Raw genomic sequence first — 18,701 nt, forward strand, 5'->3', positions numbered from 1 at the left:
CTCGATCAGCTAGAAGAAGTGTTGTACCAGCGCTGCCAAACCTTATTGAAACAGCCAGAATTAATTGGAGGGTTAACCGATTTTTACGGGTGGAGTGAACTCACTGCTATATCACAACTTATTCAACGGACTTGATATAAAACCTTGAAAAACACAGCCGAGTCATTTTTAGGGGTTACCGATTCAATTCAGGAAGTCTTTGTCAATAACCAAGAAACGTCATTAACCACTCAGCAACAGCATCAGGCGATCGCCCAAGTCTTAGAAGCGATTCATGCACTCAATACGGCTGCTCAAATTAGCACGAATGGCATCAGTCAACTCAAATCTGGCACTGAGAAATTGAAAATCACCGCAGAACACTTAAAACTTATGGTTTAATTAAAAATTAAAACTACCCGATCTAATTCATTCCATAATAATGTATGATCGTATACGTAAAATCCGTAAAAAGTCCCAAAAAATTCATACCGTTATAGGTATTATCCTAGTTGCTCTAACTTATTGCATTTTTGTTTTAATCGCTCAACAGACAGCCGCAGTCTCTGATGATTTTACCTTGATTTGGCCCTCAGCGGGTGTGGCCACGGCGGCAGTTTATATCCTCGGCAATTGGATGGTTCTCGGAGTCTTTTTAGGGACATCCTTGACTGATATCGCATCTTGGATGTCTCATGTAGACACCCTGACATTTAGAGAAATTTCCTTATACTGTATTCTCTGGTCTGGGGTTGCCTTAAATCCTTGGGTAGGTGTTTCATTATTGCGGAAGACCCTGAGAAATCGCCATCCCTTCTATCGAATCGGAGATGTTTTAAAATTTTTGACATTAGCAGGTATGTTGTCATCGCTAGTGAGTACAACCCTAGGGGTAACTTCTCTTTATTGGCAACAAAAAGTCCCGGGTGAGATTTATCGAGAAGTCTTTTTTTCCTGGTGGATGACCGAAGTTGCGGGTGTATTTGTTGTCACTCCATTATTCTTATGTTTAGCCCATTCGATTGAGCTTAACCAACAGACCATAAAAAAATGGGTACAGATTCGCAATATTGATCGGTTTAAGAGAGAAATCTGTCAACTTTTAGAGCGGGCGAATTCTAGAGTGATTCTGGAAGGATTTATTTTGTTTTTGTCGATCGCCTGGGTAAGTCACATCAGCTTTTGGGGAGGGTATCCCATTGAATATGTGCTGATTCCGTTGCTGGTATGGTGTGTGTTTCGCTTTGGACAACTGGCAACCACGTTTTTAATCGTTCTGGTTTCTGCAAATGCAGTCATGGGAACAGCACAAGGGTTAGGTGTATTTGCACGAGCAAATGCAAATGAATCCCTGATTTTATTACAATCGTTTATTACTGTCATTGTCTTTACGTTATTAGTCTTAATGGCAGCGATCGCCGAACGCACCCAAGCCGAAGATCAACTCCACTTAGCCCTCGATCGCCTCGCTCAAACGAATGAAGCCCTAGAAGATCGGGTCAAAGAACGTACCGCCGAGCTAGAAGTAGCCAAGGAAAAAGCAGAAGTAGCAAACCAAGCCAAAAGCACGTTTATTGCCAACATGAGTCATGAATTGCGCTCTCCCCTGAATGGGATTCTTGGATATGCCCAGATTCTGCAACGCGATCGCGAAACTGCCCCCAAACAAAAAGACGGACTAACCGTCATTTACCAATGTGGTTCCCATCTATTAACCCTAATTAACGATATCTTAGACCTATCTAAAATCGAAGCTCAAAAGCTAGAACTCTATCCTATTGATTTTAATTTTCAGCAATTCCTGCAAAGTGTGGTAGACATTTGTCGCATTAGAGCTGAACAAAAAGAAATAGGATTTCTCTATTACCCTTCTTCCTTCTTACCTCTAGCCATTCATGCCGATGACAAACGCTTGCGTCAAGTGCTGATTAATCTCCTGGGCAATGCAGTTAAATTTACCGATTCCGGACAAGTCACATTTACCGTCACGAGGATATCCAGAAGCGATTTGGGAACTTCCCAACCGATGCATCGAATTCGGTTTGAGATAGAAGATACGGGAGTAGGGATGAACCCCGAACAACTGGAAAAAATATTTCTGGCTTTTGAGCAAGTAGGCGATCGCACCCGTCAAGATGAAGGAACCGGATTGGGATTAGCCATTACCCGCCAACTGGTAGAGATGATGGGAGGAACGATTCAAGTCGAAAGTACTCCCGGAAAAGGCAGTCGCTTCTGGTTGGATTTAGAACTCCTGGAAGCCCATGAGTTGAAAATTTTGGGGGAAACCCACTCCCAAATTTTTCCTTCTGGGTATTCTCTACGCTCTGGAGAAGCGAGTTCTCTCCCGCTAAAGTTGCTCATTGTGGACGATCGCCCAGAAAATCGTCTAGTCTTGCTCGATTGGTTGAAACCCCTTGGTTTTGCGATCGTTGAAGCTGAAAATGGTCAACAAGGCTGGGAAAAAGCTCTAGAATCTCCACCCAATTTAATCATTACCGATCTAGCCATGCCGATTGTGGATGGCTTTGAAATGACCAAACAATTCCGAGCCTCCGCAACCTTAAATCAAATTCCCATTATTGCCTCTTCTGCCAGTGTATTTAACTTTGATCGCCAACAAAGTCAAGCTGCTGGATGTGATAACTTTTTACCTAAACCCGTACAGCCCGAAGAATTGTTCGAGCAATTACAGCAATACTTAACTATTGAATGGAAATATGACCAGCAAGACCCCGTAAATACTCCTGAGGATAATGGAGATAATTGGAGTGTACCACCCTATCATGAACTCGTTAGCCTGCATAATGCAAGTCTCGAAGGGTATATTGCTGGGATTGAAGCAGAAGCAATGCGGATTAAAACGCTATCCCCTGAATATCAGGCTTTTGCCGACTATATTTTACAGTTGGCTAAAGATTTTGATGACGAAAAGATTTTAAAAATTCTAGACTCTTATCAATCGGACGTTTAAATAATGACAAACTTGCCATCTTCCTCAATCTTAGTCGTTGATGATAATCCGACTAATCTGAAAGTTTTATTTGATGTTTTACAAGACTGTAGTTATAAGGTAACCATTGCTAAAAATGGAGAAAATGCTCTCAGGAAAGCCCAGCTTACTCAACCCGATCTAATCTTATTAGATGTCCTAATGCCAGGAATCGATGGGTTTGAAACCTGTCGTCGCCTTAAAGCTAATGAGCAGACTCGAAGTATTCCTGTGATTTTCATGACTGCCCTTTCGGAAACCGTTAATAAGGTGAAAGGCTTGAAACTTGGAGCTATTGATTATATTACCAAACCCTTCGATCATGACGAAGTTTTAGCCCGAATTCAAGTACATCTCGATCTCAAAGCAGCCCAACTGAAATTAATTCAAGAATTTGGTCAATCTACCTTGGGGCAATTAGTTGCGGGTATTGCCCATGAAATTAATAATCCGGTTAACTTTGTCTACGGAAACCTGGACTACGCGACTGAATATCATCAAGAAATCATGCATCTTTTAGAGTTGTATGAAAGACACTATCCCGATCCCCATCCTGAAATTAAGGAGTGGGAGTCTCAAATTGATTTACCCTTCCTGAAAAAAGACTATTTTCAGTTATTAGATTCGATGAAAATAGGGGCAGAACGAATCAAAGGTCTGGTGATTTCCTTGCGGATATTTTCGAGGCTAGATCAATCGGAATACAAGCTTGCTAACTTGCATGAAGGGGTCGAAAGTATTTTTAATCTCATTGAACATCGATTACAAGAAAAACCGTATAGACCGGCGATTACAGTGGTAAAAAATTATGCTGATTTACCTCTGATTCGCTGTTATCCGGCTCAACTCAATCAAGTGCTGATGAATCTCTTAATTAATGGAATTGATGCCATTGATACTAAATGCTCCGTCGAGCCACAGGAGGAAGAAAAGAAGAATACAAGACCCCAATTGAAGATTACAACCCGTCTTAAAGAGCAAGAAAATAGACGGTATGCCCAGATTCAGATTGCCGATAATGGGGGGGGGATTTCAGAGGCAGTACAGCAACGGATGTTTGAGCAATTTTTTACGACGAAAAAGATGGGTAAAGGAACGGGTTTAGGATTAGCGATCGCCCGTCAAATTATTGAAGAAAAACATCACGGTACGATCGCTTATCACTCAGAACTGGGGAAAGGCACAGAGTTTACTCTCCTTATCCCCTATCCCGAGCAAGTTTAATCTCTGATATCCACATTCAAGAGATAGCGCCGTTCGCGCACAGAGGGACCGCGCAGAACAATCCGGACGCGATCGCCAGAATGAACCCGAATCCTAAACTTGCCTTCAGCATCCGTCGGTACTGCCCGGTTATTGACATACACCAGATCCATCGGATCAGCTTGGGCCACAATCACAGCTCCATTTCCAGCCGGTGAGATACTCCGAATCCTTAACGTTGAGAGGGCTGGAGTGATTTCTTCTACAGTTGGGGGTTCACCTGGATTAATCACCGCATAAAATCCAGGATTGACCAAGACTTCTTGACCTTGACTGAAGACTCCGACGATACCGTCAATCGTAGAAATGCCTGTTTTTCCATCTGGGCCGACATTGACTCCAAAAGAGGTGCCTCGCACTCCGGCAACCCCAGCCGGAGTCCTCACCCGCACGGGTGCATTTTCCGTTGCCGTTGATTGGGCAATATTCAAAGGAATATCGAGACTTTTTAATCCAGTAATTTGCTCCAAATTTTGTCCTAATAAACGATCCGGATTACTGACCCATGCGGCAATGGAAAACCGCGCTCGTCCTAGAGGAATATAAAATCCTGTAATCGGGGGATTTCCTCCTTCGAGGGTCTCGACTTGAAACGTGGTTTGTGGAGCTAATTCAACCACCCCAACTTGGCTATCAATGCGTAGTCTAGCCGTGGAATTTTTTCCAGTAACGATCTGATCTTCTGAAGTGAGTAATTGATCCCCAATACGAGCTGGCCGATCGTTAAACCAAACGGTTCCCTTAATTTCTTCAATCGTCACCGATCGCATTGTAGGGGCTTGCGCCACGGGAGAACTGATGGGGGAATTTAAAGCTTCTTCTCTTGTAGATAAATTGTGGTTATACTCTACAGTAGATTCAGGGCGCAACGTCACCGAAGTTCGATCGGTGGGTTCTGCGGAACTGGCCGAGCTGTGTTGGGTCCACAACCCGGAACTCAGAACCGTCAAGAATACTCCCACTCTAAGCAGAGTAGGAAACATCTGAGGAATGTAGGAGTCAAACAGCTTCATTTTTTAATGGGGTGCTTTCAAGCAAAATTTGTTTGTTTGTTCAGCCTTCCCGATCCAAATCAGGATTGTTTTTCAGCATCAGATGGCAAGAACTGAAATATGAATTGGCGATCGCGCGTTTTTCGCTTATTGCGAATTAATTATTGCCGACCCTTAACAGGTCTGCTTGTATGCACCCTTGAGGGAGGAATCGGGAAACCCTCGTTTCCTGTCGAGTCTAGCTACAATTCACCCTACTCCGATCGGATTACCGTGTTATCTGGGTTACCGACAGCCAAAACGGTTAAGGCCGATTCCCCAGACTCCATTTTTGAACAGGCTCTGGAATGGTATCACCAAGGTACAGTAGTAGGGTTTGAGCAAGCAATTCCCCTTTTAAAAAACGCCTACCAATTGTATCAAGAACAGGGCCAAGTGCAACAATCAGCGTTAAGTGGTTTACTTTTAGGGATTGTTTATAAAAATTTAGGACAATTAGAGCCTTCTTTAGAGTATGTGCAACAGGCATTAGCGTTTTATGAACAAAGTACCGATCCGGTGGGGATGGCTGATAGTTTGAACCAAATGGGTTTAATTTATCAAATCCAGGCGGATATGGATGCAGCGCTCAACGCCTATAGTCTGGCTCTACAGCACTATCAACAGGTTGAAGACCGGGGGGGAGAAGCCTATACATTTAATAATATAGGTGTGGTGTACGATCTCCTCGGTCAATATCAGCAAGCCCTAGATTACTATAACCGCGCTCTACCCCTCTGGCGCGACGTGGAAGATGGCTATGGGGAAGCGGCAACCTTGAATAATATCGGTATTATTTACGATCATTTGGGGGATTATGACCCGTCTTTGCACGCTTATGAACAGGCATTGCTAACCTATCGCACTCTTGAGGATCGGTTGGGGATGGCACGGACGTTGAATAATATTGGCTTGTATTATGATGCGGTCAAGTTACCCCAACAAGCACTGACCTATTATGAACGGGCACTACCGTTGTGGGAGCAAGTCGGCGATCGCCCCGGTCAAGCGAGTACCCTCAATAATATGGGCTATGTGTGGGCAGATCGAGGTCAGTGGGAGAAATCTCTGGGTTATTATGAACAAGCGCTACCGTTGTGGGAGCAAGTGGGCGATCGCAAAGGAAAGGCGAGTACCTTAAATAATCTGGGTTATGTCTATGCGAACCAAGGCAAACCGGAAAAGGCACTAGAGCATTATCAACAGGCGTTAAGCCTTCGGCAAGAAATTGGCGATCGCCCCAAAGAAGCTCTGAGTTTGTATCGTATCGCCCAAGTGCAACAGGAACAAGGGGAGTTAGAAGAAGCACTCGAAACCCTGAAACCGGCGATCGCCATTATCGAAGATATGCGGATTAACGTTGCCAGTCAAGAGTTACGCACCAGCTTTTTTGCCTCCAAACAGGACTATTACGAATTTTACATCGATTTACTGATGCAACTGCACCAGAAATCGCCCCAACACGGCTATGATGCCCAAGCCTTGCAAGTGAGCGAACAATCTAGAGCCAGGTCATTGTTAGATATCCTCGCAGAAGCTCAAGGAGATGTGAGTGCGGGCGTTAATCCCACTCTCCTCGAGCAGAAAAAAAGCCTGCAAAAACAACTGAGTCTTCAAGAAGAGCGCCGAATTCAGATCCTCAGCCGCTCCCATACTGAACGGGAAGCCCAGGTGATTGAAGAAAAAATTAAAACTCTTCTCGATCAATACCGAGCCGTACAAGCCCTGATTCGCGTCTCTAGTCCCCGCTACGCCGCCCTCACCCAACCCGAACCCCTCACCCTAGAGGAGATCCAAACCCAGGTTCTAGACGAGGATACCTTGCTCTTAGAATACTTTTTGGGGAAGGAGCGCAGCACCTTATGGCTCGTCAGTTCTACGGAGATTAAGAGCTATGAATTGCCTGGGCGAGAAACGATAGAACAGAGTGCCCGTAAATTTCGAGATGCGCTCACCATTCCCACCCAAAGGATACGCCGTAATGTGATGGAAACGACTGCTATCCAGCTCACTGAGCAGATTTTAGGGCCAGTAGCCGAGGAGTTGGGGAATAAGCGATTGGCGATCGCCAGCCATGGAGCCTTACAATATATGCCTTTTGCTGCTCTTGCGGTTCCGGGTTTACAGGAATATAAGCCCCTAATTGCCAATCATGAACTGGTTAATCTGCCCTCTGCGTCTACAGTAGCGATTTTGCGACGGGAAACCCAAGGACGCAAACCTGCCCCCAAAACTCTAGCTGTGCTTGCCGATCCCGTGTTTGGACAAAATGATGGACGAGTGAGTACTAGAGGAACCAGCAAAGCACAACCCCTACCGCCAGATTTGGAGCGATCGGCGAGGGAATCCGGTGTTTTATTTGACCGATTACCTTACACTCACCAGGAAGCCGAAAGTATTTTAGCCCTTGTTCCTGCTCCAGAGCGTCTTGAAGGCTTTGGATTTAGTGCCAGTCGAACATTAGCGACCAGTGACGAACTCTCCCAATATCAGATTATCCATTTTGCCACCCACGGCTTAATGAATAGCACGAATCCTGCCTTATCTGGACTAGTTTTTTCCTTAGTCAATGCTGATGGCGAACCCTTAAATGGTTTCTTAAGACTCCATGAAATTTTCAACTTAAACCTGCCCAGTGAGTTGGTGGTTTTAAGTGCTTGCGAAACGGGTTTAGGACAAAATATTCAAGGAGAAGGTTTAATTGGCTTAACACGCGGGTTTATGTATGCAGGAGCGCCCCGTTTAGTCGTCAGTTTGTGGAGTGTAGATGATCAAGCTACTGCCAAATTAATGATTGATTTTTACCAAACCTTATTAGCAGAAGGCAAATCTGCTAGCCAGGCATTGCGCGAAGCCCAATTAAAAATGTGGGAAACCTCCCAATGGTGGCAACCCTATTATTGGGCAGCATTTACATTGCAGGGAGAATGGAATCATTGATGAAAGTGATCGGAAATCCTGCTCAAGGGGGGATACAAAACCTGTAGGGGCGTTTCACCTAAACGCCCCTACATTGAATCGTTTGGGTAATTCAGTTTTTAAATCTGAGGAGCTGTCATCCCTTGAGCTAGGTGACCAGGAACCCCTTCAAATGCCACAGATGAAGATTCCACTAAGGTGGGAACAGCATTGCGTAATCTGGCTGTATATTCTACCGTCGTTGGATCGTAAATCTGGGTGACAATTTTCGGATAGAGTCCGATCCCGATAATGGGAACCAGCAAGCAGGCAATGATAAATACCTCGCGAGGCTCCGAATCGACTAATACCTCATGCTCAACTAATTCCTTGTTTTCAGGGCCATAGCAGATTTCCCGCAGCATGGACAACAGATAAATCGGAGTCAAAATTACACCGACAGCAGCGAGGAAAACGACGAGAACCTTAAACGTGGAACTGTAGGCATCACTGGTACTAAAGCCGATAAAGATGGTTAACTCAGCCACAAAGCCACTCATACCGGGAAGGGCTAAAGAAGCCATGGAGCAAGCTGTCCACATGGCGAACATCTTCCGCATCTTTTGACCGACTCCGCCCATTTCATCCAACATGAGGGTATGGGTGCGGTCATAGGTTGCCCCTACAAGAAAGAAGAGACTGGCTCCAATTAAGCCGTGGGAGATCATTTGGAGCATTGCGCCGCTCAGTCCTAGGTTGGTAAACGAACCTAAGCCAATGAGAACAAACCCCATGTGGGAGATGGAAGAGTAGGCAATTTTGCGCTTCAGGTTGCGTTGGGCAAAGGAGGTGAGGGCAGCATAAACGATATTGACGACTCCTAGAATGACCAAAATGGGAGCAAAGACGGCGTGAGCATCGGGTAACATGCCGGCATTCATGCGAATGAGGGCGTAGCCTCCCATTTTCAAGAGGATACCAGCCAGTAACATATGTACGGGAGCTGTGGCCTCACCGTGAGCATCCGGTAGCCAGGTATGGAGGGGGAAAACCGGAAGTTTGACAGCGTAGGCAATGAAGAGGCCAGCATAGAGGAACAATTCTAAGTTTAGGGCATAGTCCTTAGCGGCGATCGCCTGCATATCAAACGTAACGGTATCCCCATAAAACGCCATCGCCAAGGCCACCAGCAGAATAAACAGGGAACCCCCTGCGGTATAGAGAATAAACTTGGTGGCTGCATAGAGCCGTTTTTTACCGCCCCAAATGGAGAGCAGTAGGTAAACCGGGATTAACTCTAATTCCCACACTAGGAAAAAGAGCAACATATCCTGAACCGCGAATACGGCAATTTGTCCACCGTACATGGACAACATCAGGAAATAGAAGAGTTTGGGCTTCATGGACACCGGCCAAGCCGCTAACATGGCTAAGGTAGTGATAAAGCCGGTGAGGATAATCAGGGGCATGGATAGACCATCTGCACCCACCGACCAATTGAGGTCAATTTGAGGAACCCAGGCATATTTTTCCACTAACTGTAAGCCTGGCTCATTTAAGTCATAGCCTGTACAGAAGGCATATATAATGAATGCAAAGTCAATCAGTCCAACAATCAGAGAGTACCAGCGTACTGTTTTCCCATCCTCGTCTGGGATAATTGGCAGCAGTAGAGAAGCCAAAATGGGAAACAGAATAATGATGGTTAACCAAGGTAAATCAGTCATAAGTGCTTAGTAGATAGGGGGATGGGGGAATGGGGAAATGGGGGGATAGGGGGATGGGGGGATAGGCGAGAACGTTGAGTTTTAACCGATTACCCATTACCTATTACCCATTCCTCATTAACTAATTCCAGAGAAAATGACTAATCCCAAAACTGCGCCAAAGACAATGAGAGCATAGAATTGGGCGCGACCATTTTCTAGATATTTGAGACCTTCACCGGTAATTAGGGTAACAAACCCAGTTAAGTTCACCGCACCATCGACGACTCGGAAATCAACTTCCATTACCTGTCTGGCAACCCGGCGCATTCCCATCACAAAGACCGAATCGTAGATCTCGTCAAAATACCATTTGTTTAGAGATAATTGATACAACGGTTGGATGGATTTGGCGATCGCCCCTGGATCGATTTGACGACTCAGATACATCAATGACGCGAGGGTAATGCCGATTAAACCTACGCCGACAGAGCTTCCTGCCATGGGCAAAAATTCTGACCATTCAAACTCGGCTGCGGCTTCGGCAATGTCGAAAGTTTCACCGGGAGCATGGATAAAGGCTTCAAAATAGTTGGCAAAGGGAGTACCCACTAAACCAATCAAGACCGAGGGAATAGCCAGCGTCATTAAGGCAAAGGTCATGGAGAGAGGAGACTCATGGGGACTACTTGCATGATGATGATCGTGTCCATGATCGTCATGGCGATCGTGACCTGCATCACCAGCTACACCCGCAGATTCACGAACCAGTTGGCGAATGGTTTCATCATTCCCCTTAAATTCTCCTTCAAACGTGGAGAAATACATGCGGAACATATAGAATGCGGTAATTCCAGCCGTTCCCCAACCAATGGCCCATAATGCAGGATTAGCAGCAAACGCATTACCGAGAATTTCGTCTTTTGACCAGAATCCAGCAAAGGGAGGAATTCCACAAATGGCCAGAGTTCCAATTAAAAAGGTGGTTGAGGTAATGGGCATATATTTACGCAAGCCACCCATTAACCGCATATCTTGGGCTAAAACGGGGTCATGGCCAACTACGCCTTCCATGCCATGAATCACGGAACCTGATCCCAGGAAGAGCATGGCCTTAAAGTAAGCATGGGTCATGAGATGGAATAAACCCGCGCTGTAGGCTCCAATGCCCATAGCCATAATCATGTAGCCCAGTTGGGAAACCGTGGAATAGGCTAATCCTTTCTTAATATCATTCTGGGTAATGGCAATAGTCGCGCCCAAGAAAGCGGTAAAAGCTCCCGTCCAGGCAATCACATCCATGGCGACGGGAGTATGCTCGAAGACGGGATACATGCGAGCGACTAAGAAGACTCCAGCCGCTACCATGGTGGCAGCATGGATGAGGGCAGAAATAGGGGTGGGGCCTTCCATCGCGTCAGGAAGCCACACGTGGAGCGGGAACTGGGCTGATTTGGCTACGGGGCCTAAAAAGACCAAAATAGCGAATAAACCGGCTAGAGCGCTGGAAATCACGCCATCTGAGACTAAATCAGCCAGGTTCTCACCCATAGCTTCAAACTCGAAGCTCCCGGTAGCCCAATAGAGGCCGAGGATACCCAGTAGGAGGCCAAAGTCACCGACACGGTTGACGACAAAAGCTTTTTGACAGGCTTCGGCGGCGGCGGGGCGATCGTACCAAAACCCAATCAGCAGGTAGGAACACATCCCTACCAATTCCCAAAACACATAAACTTGCAGCAGGTTGGGACTCACGACTAAACCCAACATGGATGAGCTAAACAGGCTCAGATAGGAATAGAAGCGCACATATCCTGGATCATGAGACATATAGCCATCGGTGTAGATCATTACCAAGAAAGCTACTGTAGTAACGATCGTCAACATGACTGAAGTTAGGGGATCGATCACATAGCCCATGGTGAGATGAAAATCTCCAGCCGATGCCCAGTCTAAGGTGTAGGTATAGACTTCATGACCTTGAATTTGACTATACAATAGGGCAAAGGAATACACCATGGCAGCCCCTAACAGGGACACAATTACCACAGCATTGATTTGCCGTAAACCATTCGTTGCTTTGTTGAAAGATATTAAACCCAGGCCAACCAGCATCGCCCCCAATAGGGGCAGCACGGGGATTAACCAGGCATATTCATAGAGGTATTCCATTGAAAATCAGCCTATCTGAAAATGTCCTATTTTCTGGTTGAAAACCGTTCATTATTGTGGCATACCCCTTGCCGGGTTGGAACTAAAGATTATTTTAAGAATGGGGATGGGGATGGGGAGATAGCTTGTTCCCTATTGCCTATTGCCTATTGCCTTCCCTATTCCCTATTTTTGATTCTCTCGGCTACTTGCTGGAGGCGGCGCAGTTGAGCTTTCATGTCTTCTTGTGTCCAAGTAGCAGCGAAGGTTTTAAAGCCGAATTGGATAAGAGGATTGGGAATTTCAAACTCGAAGCGGTTAATCAGATGGGTTCCGGAGTCTGTGGGTTGGCATTCCCAGCGATCGCATCCTTGAAAAAATCCTTCAAATTGCCACACCACTAAGCCGGGTTCACGCTCAATCACGGTACTCTGGAGCGTCGGTTGGATGAGGGGAATTTTAATCATAAACCGGGATTGACTGCCCATTTCTGTACTCCACATGCCCACCGGTTGACACTTTAGCAGGGGATTGAGCCATTGGTGCATCAAGTCTAATTCGGTAAAACAGCGCTCTACCGTTGTTACATTGGCTTTAATCTCAATCGATTGCTCGAAAACTTGGCGTAATGACATGTTAAGGGTTCAGAATAGCGATCGCTGGGGGTTGATTTTAGCACTCAAGTCTTGCCCACCAGGTACAATATACAATCTTAAGAGCGTAGCCAACGGGAGAAACATCTTTCTCCCACGGGAGAGGGCTAGAGCAAGAGTATTTCAAGATTTTAATTGCAAACTATGCTTAATCGATGGTGGACGTATCAGAAAGAACGGTTTCCGATCGCAGCCAATGGACTGTTAATTGGGGTGTTTAGTTTTTCGGCAGTCAGTTATTCGGCGCTGCTGCGGGAAGGGGTTCCCAGTTGGGATTCTAGTGGAGTGGCTTTTGCGATCGCTTTTTTGTTCTTTTTGCAGTTGCGAATTGCTGATGAGTTTAAGGACTATGAAGAAGACTGCCGATTTCGCCCCTATCGCCCGGTTCCCAGGGGTTTGGTTAGTTTGCGCGAATTGGGGAGTTTGGGCGCTTTGACGGCCCTTATACAAGGGGTTTTGGCACTCTATTTGGGGGGATTAACCCTAGGATTATTCCTGATTGGAGTTTGGCTATATTTGGGGTTGATGAGTCAAGAATTTTTTATCCGTGATTGGCTTAAGGCTCATCCCATCATTTATTTAATTAGCCACATGATGATTATGCCCTTAATTTATGGCTTGGCAACTGCGTGTGATTGGCAGGTAACAACCGGGGTGATGCCTAGCGGTTTAGGATGGTTTTTGGCGGTTAGTTTTTTCAACGGTGTGGTGATTGAAATTGGGCGCAAAATTCGATCGCCGAAGGATGAGGAAGCGGGGGTAGACACCTACAGTTACTTGTGGGGACGCAAATGGGCGGTTTTCGTCTGGTTAGCCGTTTGTACGATTATGGCAGTTCTGAGTGCGATCGCCGCGAACTTAGTTGGGTTTGGCTTACCCCTGGCGATCGTAACTGGGCTAATGTTGGGGATTTCCGGAACACTTGCCCATTGGTTTTTACGCTCTCCAGTTTCCGGTTCGGGTAAACGCTTTGAATACCTTTCTGCCCTCTGGACGCTGTTGGTTTATCTCGGTTTAGGCATTATTCCCTTACTGATTTCACCTTAACTTTTTACAAAGGCGAAGCCCTATATATTCCAGAAGTATTGAGTTTTAGATACATTTTCAAGAATTACCACAGGACTTCAATTAAGAGTATTATTTCAACTCAACCTTAGAGCCTGGTGATCACCAATATTTCTTCTTTGTATATATGCCCAAATATCCAATAAACTGTTGGGGGCGAAAAATATCCTCATCATACTCTACTAACTTTCCTCCCCAGTCAAGCTAAGTCTGCTTGTGTACACTAAACCCAAATTCACCCTGACTATTTCTGATTGCCAATCTATGACCTTCACGTACACCAAACCCAGCTTTCCCTATTATGCTATATGGGACTTGAGACCTTACCAACCTGAACTACTTTAGCTGGTTAGCACTGTCCATTGCCTGTTGCCTATTGCCTGTTCCCTTTCCTTCAACATGCCCGAACTCAAATATGCCCTTGTCCATGAATGGTTAACCCCTTTAGCCACAGGGGGGTCTGAACTTGTTGTTAAAGAAATTCTCAAACATATTGACGCGGATCTGTATGCTCTGATTGATTTTGAATCCACGAACCCGGAAAGTTATCTCTATCAGCGCCAAATTGGAACCACGTTTTTACAACACTTTCCCTTGGCGCGTCGAGGGGTACAAAATTATTTGCCTCTGCTTCCTCTGGCGATCGAGCAACTCGATTTAGGCGAGTATGACATTATCCTCTCTTCCTCTCACGCAGTTGCCAAAGGAGTCCTCACCCGTCCGGGACAACTGCATGTCTGCTATTGCCATACCCCCATGCGCTACGCCTGGGATTTAACCTTTGACTATTTGAAGCAGAGTAAACTGGGGCGGGGTATACCCGGTTGGGTGAGTCGCTATATCCTCCACAAAATGAGGCTATGGGACGTGATCTCTGCCAATCGGGTAGATCAGTTCATTGCGAATTCCAAGTACACTGCACGGCGAATTTGGCGGTGCTATCGCCGTAAAGCGGAAGTGATTTACCCTCCTATTGATGTCGATCGCTTTCCATTTCAAGCTCAAAAACAGGATTTTTATGTCACCGTCTGCCGTCTGGTGAGCTACAAACAAGTACTGTTGATGGTGGAGGCTTTTAACCAGTTGGGTCGGAATCTGGTGGTTATTGGTACCGGGCCTCAACGGGAGGAACTCGAGGAAATTGCCAAACCTAATATTCAGTTTCTCGGTTTTCAACCCAATGAGGTAGTGGATAAATATATGAGTGAAGCGAAAGCCTTTGTTTATGCTGCTTGTGAAGATTTTGGCATGGCTATTGTCGAAGCTCAAGCCTGTGGGACTCCGGTTATTGCTTATGGCAAGGGAGGCGCTTTAGAAACCGTCCGCGATCGCCGGATTAAGCCAGAGGGCGCAACCGGATTATTATTCCCTGAGCAAACCCCAGAATCGTTGATGGAAGCCGTTGAGATTTTTGAGAGATCGCCCTTTAACCCCGAACAAATTCATCACCATTCTACCCAGTTTCACCCCAAAGTCTTTGAAGAGCGTTATAGTGATCTACTCAAACGCGCTTATCAAGACTTACAACAGTTCTGATGGGCAGTTCTGATGGGCAGCATTTGCCCGGCCTCGATCCCTCACCTCAGAATAATTAGAATCAAATTCTTCTGATTCGGGGTCAGTGGCTTTATGATGATTAGGTGTGTGTGGTGTGAAATAGAGGAGTACGATGACTGCTGAGAGTCAATTCATCTCTGGCAAGACTGCTCGGATCTATGTCAAGCGCGGATTTCGTCCCCAACGATTCAGAGCTAGGCATCAAGGTCTATCCATCAGTCTCAACGGAGCGTTTTTCAAACGAGCCTTCGATATTTTATTCTCGCTGGCTGTTCTGATTCTGTTTTCCCCGGTTTACATGGTGTTGACCCTGTTGATTATACTGAGTTCTCAAGGCTCGGTTTTTTACATCCAGGAACGGGTAGGGAAAGACTACAGACTGTTCAAATGTATTAAATTTAGAACGATGATTCCCAATGCGGATCGAGTTCTCTCCGAGATGATGGCGGCTTCTCCCCAAATGCGCGAAGAGTTTGAGCAGAACTTTAAGTTAAAACACGATCCGCGTATAACCTGGATTGGTAAGTTTCTCAGAGTCACAAGCTTGGATGAATTTCCCCAATTCTGGAATGTATTGAAGGGAGATATGAGCGTGGTTGGCCCCCGTCCCCTGGTTCCCGAAGAACTGCACAAGTATGGTAAACATATTGACAAGGTGTTAACCATCAAGCCGGGAATTACAGGGCTGTGGCAGGTATCAGGACGCAATGATATTCCCTACCCTCGGAGAATTCAAATTGACCTGTATTATGTGAATTTCAAGAACTTTTGGATGGATCTCTGGATTGTGATTAAGACCATTGGAGTGGTCATTTTTCCCAAAGGAAATGGAGCTTACTAACCTAGGCTAGATTCACAACAAATGGATAACACCCAGGGGGTTCGGGCTTTGCCTGGACTCCCGATTAGTTAGAGTAATTAAATGGGTATAAGTTAGGTGAATTAAATTACGGAACTAGAGGAAGAAAGCAGGAGCCGCCGGAGGGGAAATTATGCCAAAAGCCATTGAAATAAATGCCTACACTCTCGTTGCCGCAGGATGGGCGATCGCCCTCTTAGGAGTAACTGGGTGTACGACGCAAGTTCAATCTGAACCTCCAACTGCAATCCCAATTGAGGAGTCCGCTATCGAGGGAAGCGCTCCTGCCCAGTCACAAGCTGAAACCGTATCTGCCAACCCTAACCCTGATTTTCAGAGCGTAACAGTAGTAGACAATCTAGAGCATCCATGGGGTCTGACTTGGCTGCCAGATGGTTCCATTCTGATTACCGAGCGATCGGGGCAACTGCGCATTGTCCGAGATGGACTCCTCGATCCAACACCGATTGCTGGAGTCCCTGAAGTTTTTGCACAGAACCAAGGCGGCTTGCTAGATATCGCAGTGCATCCAGGCTTTGCAGAAAACCGCCTGGTTTACTTCACCTATGCTCACGGAACCAGTTCAGCCAACCGAACTCGCATTGCTAGAGCCACCTTTGATGGCAGTTCCTTGAGCAATTGGCAGGTCATTTTTGAAGTATCCCAAACCAAATCTAGAGGACAACACTTCGGTTCCCGTCTATTATGGTTGCCCGACGGTACGCTGTTAGCGTCCATTGGCGATGGAGGTAATCCTCCTGTGGAACTTGAGGGGCAATTTATCCGCCAACAAGCCCAGAACCTTGGCAGTCATCTGGGCAAGATTATCCGCATCAATGATGATGGCTCTGTCCCACCTGACAACCCTTTTGTCAACAATCCGAATGCAGCACCAGAAGTTTGGAGCTACGGGCATCGTAACATCCAAGGATTGGCGTTCGATGCGATCGCCAATCGGGTTTGGGTGACCGAGCATGGCGCTCGTGGAGGAGATGAGGTGAATTGGGTGGAAGCGGGTGACAATTATGGTTGGCCGGTGGCAACCCACAGTCGGGAATATTCGGGCGGGCTGATTTCTCCAGAAACCTCCCTTCCAGGCATGGTCGATCCTAAAGTCATCTGGACTCCCTCCATTGCTCCGTCTGGGCTGGCGGTTTATGGGGGAACACTCTTCCCTGAGTGGCAAGGTAACCTGTTTGCCGGGGGTTTGGTGTCTCAAGATATTCGCCGTATCGAGCTAGACGAGTCGGGTAATGTGTTAAACGAAGAGTCGATCGCGATTGGTCAACGAGTACGTGATGTCCGACAAGGCCCAGATGGGATGTTATATGTGCTGACGGACGCATCAAACGGCCGGCTCATCCGCCTAGAGCCGGTTGACCGCTCGCTTTTGCAGCCAGCAATCCTATCAACTATTACCCCTTAATATCAAATCGATTAGCGATCGCTTTTGTTCTGTTGTATTCAGGGTTTTCTCACCTAGAAACGAGAAACTAGAAGCAGCTTGAGCCAATTATTGAGAAGTTGCTATGAATCGGATAACTAAGATTTTACTGGCTACGGGGAGTATAATCGCGATCGCTGGTGGCTCTCTCGTTGTTCATGCTGGAGGGTGGGATAACTTTAAGTTGCGTTATTTTCATCTCACCAGCCACCTCAACGAGCAAAACCAAGAACTGAACGACATTCGCAAACAAGGAACAAAACTAGAAGAATCCAGCCGCATTACGTTAAGCGATCTGCTCAACGGAGGACCGCCCAAAGACGGAATTCCCAGTATTGATAATCCACAGTTCGATACCTCCCAAACCACACCATTTAAGGGTGAAGAAACCGTTATTGGTGTGGTGATTAATGGAGAAGCTAAAGCCTATCCATTTGGGATTATGAACTGGCATGAAATTGTGAATGATACGGTGGGAGGAAAGACGATTACCATTACTTACTGTCCGTTGTGCGATACGATGGTTGTTTTTGAACGGCATCAAACTACCTTTGGAGTTTCTGGTAAACTGTATCAAAGCTGTTTGGTGATGTACGATCGCACAGACGATACCTTATATTCTCAGCCTTGGGCAATGGGAATTATTGGGGCAAAGGTTGACCAACATCTCGATCGCCTGCCGGCTGTCAAAACAACGTTAGCCGAATGGTTGAGAGAACATCCAGAGAGTCAAATTCTTTCCACGAATACCGGACATATTCGAGATTACCAAAATTATCCCTATGGCAGTTACTATACTGACGATAATATTATCTTCCCCGTCCGAAATCAGGATCGACAATCCCTACCTCCTAAAACTATTGTGAGCTACATTTGGGAATCGGATGACCAAACTCCCCGCGATCGCTTTTCAGGGGAGAGTTTACACATTGCTCACCAGGAACTCGAACAAATTGGCGAAAAAATGGTTACTTTTAATGGTCGAGAAATTCGCCTGGTTTGGGATGAACGGATGAAAACTGCACGCTTTGAAGAAATGGATGGTCAAGTAATTCCCAGTACCACCGCTTTTGCTTTTGTTTATCCGGCTTATTTTGAATGAT

General features: G+C 46.1%; 13 protein-coding genes. 9 read left to right on the forward strand and 4 right to left on the reverse strand.

Features of this window, described 5'->3' with window-relative positions:
• The first annotated feature begins 144 nt into the window (after nt 1-144).
• From PN466_RS01290 to PN466_RS01300, 3 genes are read left to right on the forward strand one after another with little or no spacing between them, the layout of a single operon-like run.
• On the forward strand, nt 145-381 hold the full coding sequence (locus PN466_RS01290; protein ID WP_271936300.1) for a hypothetical protein: 237 nt from the start codon (nt 145-147) through the stop codon (nt 379-381).
• A gap of 40 nt (nt 382-421) precedes the next feature.
• Nucleotides 422-2,953 (forward strand): MASE1 domain-containing protein, encoded by a 2,532-nt coding sequence (locus tag PN466_RS01295; protein ID WP_271936301.1) that lies wholly within the window; start codon nt 422-424, stop codon nt 2,951-2,953.
• Nucleotides 2,954-2,956: 3 nt separating this feature from the next.
• Nucleotides 2,957-4,195: a hybrid sensor histidine kinase/response regulator gene (locus tag PN466_RS01300; protein ID WP_271936302.1), complete on the forward strand. Its 1,239-nt coding sequence runs from the start codon at nt 2,957-2,959 to the stop codon at nt 4,193-4,195.
• On the opposite strand, the gene PN466_RS01305 is transcribed toward PN466_RS01300, so the two are convergent.
• A complete protein-coding gene (locus tag PN466_RS01305) occupies nt 4,192-5,184 on the reverse strand; it encodes a FecR family protein (protein WP_271936303.1) in 993 nt (330 codons plus the stop codon). The two genes, PN466_RS01300 and PN466_RS01305, sit on opposite strands and share 4 nt — an antisense overlap.
• A gap of 162 nt (nt 5,185-5,346) precedes the next feature.
• Here PN466_RS01305 and PN466_RS01310 point away from each other — a divergent pair, with 162 nt between their 5' ends.
• The gene (locus PN466_RS01310; RefSeq protein ID WP_271936305.1) at nt 5,347-8,205 is read left to right on the forward strand and encodes a CHAT domain-containing protein; all 2,859 of its coding nucleotides are present in this window, start codon (nt 5,347-5,349) and stop codon (nt 8,203-8,205) included.
• A 98-nt stretch (nt 8,206-8,303) separates the two neighbouring features.
• Here the strand turns inward: PN466_RS01310 and PN466_RS01315 are convergent, their stop codons facing one another.
• From PN466_RS01315 to PN466_RS01325, 3 genes are all read right to left on the reverse strand, one after another.
• On the reverse strand, nt 8,304-9,890 hold the full coding sequence (locus tag PN466_RS01315; protein WP_271936307.1) for an NAD(P)H-quinone oxidoreductase subunit 4: 1,587 nt from the start codon (nt 9,888-9,890) through the stop codon (nt 8,304-8,306).
• A 117-nt stretch (nt 9,891-10,007) separates the two neighbouring features.
• The gene (locus PN466_RS01320; protein WP_271936309.1) at nt 10,008-12,041 is read right to left on the reverse strand and encodes an NAD(P)H-quinone oxidoreductase subunit 5; all 2,034 of its coding nucleotides are present in this window, start codon (nt 12,039-12,041) and stop codon (nt 10,008-10,010) included.
• Between the two features lie 158 nt (nt 12,042-12,199).
• On the reverse strand, nt 12,200-12,655 hold the full coding sequence (locus PN466_RS01325) for an SRPBCC family protein (RefSeq protein ID WP_271936310.1): 456 nt from the start codon (nt 12,653-12,655) through the stop codon (nt 12,200-12,202).
• A gap of 162 nt (nt 12,656-12,817) precedes the next feature.
• Between PN466_RS01325 and PN466_RS01330 the strand changes: the two genes are divergently transcribed.
• From PN466_RS01330 to PN466_RS01350, 5 genes are all read left to right on the forward strand, one after another.
• Nucleotides 12,818-13,720: a UbiA family prenyltransferase gene (locus tag PN466_RS01330; protein ID WP_271936311.1), complete on the forward strand. Its 903-nt coding sequence runs from the start codon at nt 12,818-12,820 to the stop codon at nt 13,718-13,720.
• Between the two features lie 417 nt (nt 13,721-14,137).
• Complete coding sequence (locus PN466_RS01335) at nt 14,138-15,274, forward strand: glycosyltransferase (RefSeq protein WP_271936312.1); 1,137 nt, start codon at nt 14,138-14,140, stop codon at nt 15,272-15,274.
• Nucleotides 15,275-15,407: 133 nt separating this feature from the next.
• On the forward strand, nt 15,408-16,136 hold the full coding sequence (locus tag PN466_RS01340) for a sugar transferase (RefSeq protein ID WP_271936314.1): 729 nt from the start codon (nt 15,408-15,410) through the stop codon (nt 16,134-16,136).
• A 151-nt stretch (nt 16,137-16,287) separates the two neighbouring features.
• Complete coding sequence (locus PN466_RS01345) at nt 16,288-17,580, forward strand: PQQ-dependent sugar dehydrogenase (RefSeq protein ID WP_271936316.1); 1,293 nt, start codon at nt 16,288-16,290, stop codon at nt 17,578-17,580.
• A gap of 103 nt (nt 17,581-17,683) precedes the next feature.
• Nucleotides 17,684-18,700, forward strand: coding sequence for a DUF3179 domain-containing protein (locus PN466_RS01350; RefSeq protein WP_271936317.1), 1,017 nt, complete (start codon nt 17,684-17,686; stop codon nt 18,698-18,700).
• Nucleotide 18,701: the final 1 nt, after the last annotated feature.

This window comes from Roseofilum reptotaenium CS-1145 (genome assembly GCF_028330985.1).
GTDB lineage: Bacteria > Cyanobacteriota > Cyanobacteriia > Cyanobacteriales > Desertifilaceae > Roseofilum > Roseofilum reptotaenium.